The sequence below is a fragment of the Aeromicrobium sp. PFPM2_SD2 genome, from assembly GCF_057364525.1.
This window is the reverse complement of record NZ_JBNFNZ010000155.1, coordinates 1-5,258: the sequence shown is the minus strand read 5'-3', so window position 1 is coordinate 5,258 and position 5,258 is coordinate 1. Positions and strand designations below refer to the sequence as shown.

Sequence of the window (5,258 nt, the reverse complement as noted above, 5' to 3'; positions counted from 1 at the left end):
GCCGGCCGCGAGGCGCGGCCGTGCTGAGCAGCGCGGCGACGAGCAGGGACGGGGTCGTCCTCGGCTGCGGCACGCGTGCTCCTTCCATCACCGACGTCCTGCTTCCGTGCGGGACGGTGGCACCCCATCGGCCGGTCGTCCGCGCAACTGAGGCCCGGCCCCGCGCCCGACGGGCCGCCCACGACGTGGACGACCCCGCCGGGTCCCGGGACGGCTACGGCCGGACGTACAGCGTCAGCGCGCGCGTGAGGCTGGACGTGCCGCTGACGACCGACAGCGTGACTCGCGCCGTGGTGGCCGTCGTCGGCGTGCCGCTCAGGACGCCCTCGGGGGTGAGGGTCAGCCCGGCCGGCAGGCCGGTCGCGCTCCAGGTGAACGTGCCCGTGCCGCCCGCCGCGGCCAGCTGGACGCGGTAGACGGTCTGCACCTTGGCGATCGGCAGGCTCGTCGTGCGCAGCGTCACCGCCGGGTCGACGACCGTGAGCGGGATCGTGGCGGTGCGCTCCTGCGTGCCGCTGCGGACCGTCACCTCGACCGGGTAGGTGCCGGCGCGCTGTGGGAGTCCCGTGATCCGGTTGGCGGTCAGCGTCAGGCCGTCGGGCAGGCCGGTGGCGCTGAACGTGTACGGCGCGGTGGCGCCGGTCGCGCGCAGCGTCGTGTAGTACGACCGTCCGGTCGTGCCCTTGGCCAGCACCTGGGCCGGGATCGTCAGCGGCGTCTGCACCGCGAACGTCCGCCAGCCCGGGAACGTGGCCGTGCGTCCGTCGGCGTCGGTCACCGTCAGGACGACGCTGGAGCCGCGCATGACCGTGGTCGGGGTGCCGGTGAGGCGTCCGTCGGCGGCGAAGACCAGGCCGGGGACCTTGGGCAGCGTGCCCCACGAGTACGGCGGGGTGCCACCGGTGACGATGCGCTCGGCGTAGGCCTGCCCGACCACGCCGGTCGGCACGGTGGCGACGGTCGCCAGCGGCTGCCCGGTCGGCTCGCCGCGCAGCCGGACGCGGTACGCGCCGGTCGAGCCGTACGTCGAGTAGCCGGGGCCGTCGCCGCCGCGCACGGTGACGACGTGGGTGCCGGCGGGCAGCTGCGCCGAGGCGCTCAGACCCTGGGCGAGGGCGGCGTGGACGCGGGAGGTGCCCGGGTTCGCGACCTCCGTGGTGGCGCCGGTGGCGTCCGTGACGGTCAGCTCGACGTCGAGGTTGCTCCAGGTCGTCAGGGGCTCGGCGACGACCTCGACCGGCGTCGCGGACGTGACGACGAAGCTGTCGGCGTCGTCCGGTCCGGTGACCAGGCCGGTGAGGCGCGTGCTCAGCGGCGTGGCGACGGCCGGGTCCGCGGTGGCGGGGTGGTCGTCGGCGGCGACGCCCAGCTGGCGTCCGATGATGGCCGTGTCGTCCTGCTGGTTGGTCGCCGTGGGGTACTCGCCCCGGCTCCACTGGGAGACCGGCTGGCTGTACCCGACGCCCATGATCGGCGCCCACGGGTCGGAGCCGGTGTGGTAGCCGGCGTTCGCGTCGCCGTCGTGGAACAGGCCGAAGTTGTGACCGGCCTCGTGCGAGGCGGCCTCGGCGATGGCCTTGGCCGAGCCGAGCGCCTCGGCGAAGACGAGCGCGGGCTGGTACTGGACGCCGACGTGCTCGAAGACGTTGACGTAGGCGATGCCGCCGCAGCCGCACTCGGCCTGCATGCCGCTGCTGCGGCTGGTGACGACGACGCGGATCCCGTACTTGGTGTCGGTGGACGCGGTGCGCGTCAGCGCGGCGGTCCCCGGGTCCTGGGTCGTCACGTCGACGTCCCAGGCGGCGTAGTCGGCGGCGACGGACTCCCACACGGCGGCGACGACCGCGCGCTCGGCGTCGGTGAAGGTGCCGGGCACGCCGTTGGTGTCGTAGGCGCCGAGCGGGATCGAGGTGCGCCCGCGCGAGGTGTTCCACGCCGTGCCGGACAGCGTCCGACCGCGGAAGTCGAGGTAGATGACCTTCGAGGCGCCCTTGCGCGAGTGCAGCGAGAAGGCGTCGCCGGGCTTCGTGCTGGCGTTGGCCACCGGCGTGGGGGCGATCGTGGTGCCGGCGGTCGGCAGCTCGTCGACCACGAACAGCCGGCCGCACTCGTCCAGCCAGAGGGCGTCGTCCTCGGCGGCCTCGTGCTGGAGGGTCGAGACCGGGATCTTGTTGACGGCGGCCACGGTCGCGTCCGGGACGTCGGGCAGCGCGTCCTGGGCGGGTTCGGGCTCGTCCAGCAGCGGGCGCGTGCACGCGGTCGCCGAGGCGGCCGAGGCGGCCGGGCCGTCGAGGGTGGAGGCGCCCACCGCGACCAGGGCGGTGCTGAGGAGGGCGGCGACGAGCAAGGGGTGCGTCCTGCGAGGTGACATGAGGGCTCCTGGGCCACGAGCGTCCCGCATCCGTGCAGGACGATGACCGACCATCGGCAGCGCCGGTCCCGGCCTGAGCAGTTCAGGGGGATGTTTCTCGGGCTGCTTCTCGGGACCGGTCCGCCTGACGGGGGAGCGGTCGTCGACGGCGTAGCGTGCTGGCCATGACGGACGCACGAGGATGGACGCGGGTCGAGACCGACGACGAGCTCACCGCCCTGCTGGGCGAGCCGGCCCGCGGCCGCGACAAGGTGCGCACGCGGCTGACCGACCTCGACCGGGCGTGGCTGGCCGCGTCGCCGTTCTGCTTCCTGGCCACGGCGGCAGCGGACGGCAGCTGCGACGCCTCCCCGAAGGACGACCCGGCCGGCAGCCTCGTGCACGTCCTGGACGACCGCACGGTCGTCGTCGCCGAGCGGCCGGGCAACCGGCGCGCCGACGGCTACCGCAACGTGCTGCAGAACCCGCAGGTCGGCCTGACCTTCGTCATCCCGGGCCGCGGGGACACGCTGCGGGTCAACGGGGGAGCGGCCCTCGTCCGCGAGGCGCCGTTCCTGGACGCGATGGTCGTGCGCGGCCACCGGCCCCTGCTGGCGCTGGTCGTGGACGTCCGCGAGGTGTTCTTCCACTGCGCCAAGGCGTTCATGCGCTCGGGCCTGTGGGACCCGGCCACGTGGGCGCCGGAGGCGCACGTCCCGCGCCGGGCCGTGGTCGCCGCCGAGCTCGAGCCCGCCGGCCAGACGCTCGCCGAGCTGGACCGCTACTACGCGCCCGAGCAGTACGCGAAGGGCCTGTACTGAGCGCTCAGGCGCGGGCCTGCGCGTCCGCGACGATCGACGGGTAGCGCTCGGCCATCCGGCCGGCGAGCGCCTGGGCGGCCTTGAGCGGGCGCACCATGACCATGAACTCGCTGATCCGGCCGTCGGCGTCGAGGGTCAGGAAGTCGCAGCCGGTGATCTCCAGCCCGTCGACGGTCGCCTCGAAGACGTAGGCCTCCTCGCGCCCGTCCTGCAGCTGGCGGACGTATCGGAAGTCCTCGAAGACCTCCACGACGGCGCGCAGGATCGCGGCGGTGATCGGCTTGCCCGGGTACGGCGTGTGCGCGACGGGACTGCGGAAGACGACGTCGTCGGCCAGCATCTGCTCGACGACGTCCATGTCCTTGGCGTCGACGGCCTCGCGGAAGGTGGGCACGGTTCCTCCTGGTGGGTGGGCTCCGGCGAGGCTAGGGGAGGGGCGGGTCAGGTGAGGACGTCGACGTCCGGCGTGACCGGCTCGCGCAGCCCGCCGCGCTGGGCGAGCGCGCCCGCCGCCACGACGAGCACGACGCCGGCGACCTGCAGCGGCCCGGGGGCCTGTCCGAGCACCACCAGCCCCAGGAGGGCGCCGATCGCCGGCTCGAGCGCCATGAGCGTCCCGAAGGCCAGGGGCGTCATGCGCCGCAGCGCCACCATCTCCAGGGCGAACGGCAGGCAGGGGAGCAGCAGCGCCAGACCGAGGGCGGTCGCCAGGATCGTCGGCGTCACGTGACCGGTGGCCTGGGGGACGCCCACGACCGCCGCCGTCACCGCCGCCACCGGGATGGTGAACGCGAGACCGTCCACGCCGGTGAAGCGGTCGCCGACGTGCTGGGTGAGCAGGATGTAGCTGGCCCAGCCGACGGCGCCCAGGGCCGCGAACCCCACGCCGAGCAGGTCGACCTCGCCGTGCCAGGGCTCGGTCAGCAGCACCACGCCGGCGAGGGCGACGAGGGGGAGGGCCAGGCCGCGACGGCTGCCGCTGCGGGCGGCGGCGACGGTGAGCGGGCCGAGGAACTCGATGGCGACGGCCGTGCCCAGGTCGATCCGCTCCAGCGCCGCCAGGAACGACAGCGTCATGAGGCCGGTGGCGACGCCCAGAGCGAGCAGCACCGGGACGTCCGCCCGGCGCAGCGCCCGCAGGGACGGGCGCACCAGGACGACGAAGACGAGGGCGCCCATGGACAGGCGCAGCCACGCGGTGCCTGCGGCACCGACGTCGTCGATGAGTCCGACCGAGAGGGCCGAGCCGAGCTGGACCGAGAACATCGCCAGCAGCGCCATCGACCACGGCGGGACGGCGCGGGAGACCGGACGCAGGTCAGGCATGGGAGCTCCCGCCGGCCGTCGGTCCGGGCTCGAGCACGGTGAGCGAGAAGCGCGCCGGTGCGGAGCCGTCGTTCAGGTAGGCGTGGTCGACGTCGCCCGGGAAGCTGATGGCGTCCCCGGCGCCGAGCCGCGACTCCTCGTCGCCGCAGCGCACGACGAGCTCGCCCTCCAGGACGTGGAGGAGCTCTGCGGTGCCGCGCGGGTGCGCCTCGCTGCGGTGCTCGTCGCCGGGCCCGAGCGTCCAGTCCCACAGCTCGTGGACGTCGGGGGAGTCGGTGCCGGCGACCAGGACGGCGCGTCCGCCGTGCTCACCGGTCCACAGCACGGGGCCGTCACCGCGCGGGTCACGCGCAGGCGGTGGCCGGGTGCCGGCTCGACCAGGGAGGGGAGACCGATGCCGAGCGCCTCGCTGAGCCGCAGCAGGGTCGCGATGCTCGGGTTGGTGCTGCCCTGCTCGACGTTCACCACTGCGCGGCGGCTGAGCCCGGTGCTCTCGGCGAGCCGGTCGAGCGTCCAGCCGTGCGCGGACCGGGCGTCCCGGACGCGGGCGCCGATCGTGCGGGCGAGGTCGTCGGAGTCCATGAGTGCAGCATAGTGCACTCGTAGTGCATCAGTCGAGCGTCCCGGGGGACCGGCTCACGGGCGGGGGTTGGTGCGCCGCCAGGGCTTCTCGTCGCGCCGGTGCCCCGTGGCGGCCAGGCAGCGGCGGCACACGGACGTCACCCGGTCGGCGGCGTTGCCGGTCGCCGGCTGCGCCTCCT

At 74.7% G+C, this 5,258-nt stretch carries 4 protein-coding genes and 1 pseudogene; 1 reads left to right on the top strand and 4 read right to left on the bottom strand.

The genetic code is table 11. The features are described 5' to 3' along the window. Window positions 1-214: 214 nt before the first annotated feature. Window positions 215-2,371: a zinc-dependent metalloprotease family protein gene (locus AC2W7G_RS08800; protein WP_485868100.1), complete on the bottom strand. Its 2,157-nt coding sequence runs from the start codon at window positions 2,369-2,371 to the stop codon at window positions 215-217. 164 nt (window positions 2,372-2,535) lie between these two features. Between AC2W7G_RS08800 and AC2W7G_RS08795 the strand changes: the two genes are divergently transcribed. Beyond that, complete coding sequence (locus tag AC2W7G_RS08795; RefSeq protein ID WP_485868099.1) at window positions 2,536-3,171, top strand: MSMEG_1061 family FMN-dependent PPOX-type flavoprotein; 636 nt, start codon at window positions 2,536-2,538, stop codon at window positions 3,169-3,171. Window positions 3,172-3,175: 4 nt separating this feature from the next. On the opposite strand, the gene AC2W7G_RS08790 is transcribed toward AC2W7G_RS08795, so the two are convergent. From AC2W7G_RS08790 to AC2W7G_RS08780, 3 genes and pseudogenes are all read right to left on the bottom strand, one after another. Further along, window positions 3,176-3,565: a nuclear transport factor 2 family protein gene (locus tag AC2W7G_RS08790; protein WP_485868098.1), complete on the bottom strand. Its 390-nt coding sequence runs from the start codon at window positions 3,563-3,565 to the stop codon at window positions 3,176-3,178. A 47-nt stretch (window positions 3,566-3,612) separates the two neighbouring features. After that, entirely contained in the window at window positions 3,613-4,497 is an 885-nt protein-coding gene (locus tag AC2W7G_RS08785) for an EamA family transporter (protein WP_485868097.1), read from the bottom strand. Continuing rightward, window positions 4,490-5,079: pseudogene (locus tag AC2W7G_RS08780) on the bottom strand (helix-turn-helix domain-containing protein). Before AC2W7G_RS08780 ends, AC2W7G_RS08785 begins: the two are co-directional and overlap by 8 nt. Window positions 5,080-5,258 lie beyond the last annotated feature (179 nt).

Excerpts from the sequence above, each read along its gene's own strand:
- AC2W7G_RS08800 (WP_485868100.1), bottom strand. The coding sequence starts at position 2,371 with ATGTCACCTCGCAGGACGCACCCCTTGCTCGTCGCCGCCCTCCTCAGC.
- AC2W7G_RS08795 (WP_485868099.1), top strand. The coding sequence starts at position 2,536 with ATGACGGACGCACGAGGATGGACGCGGGTCGAGACCGACGACGAGCTC.
- AC2W7G_RS08785 (WP_485868097.1), bottom strand. The coding sequence starts at position 4,497 with ATGCCTGACCTGCGTCCGGTCTCCCGCGCCGTCCCGCCGTGGTCGATG.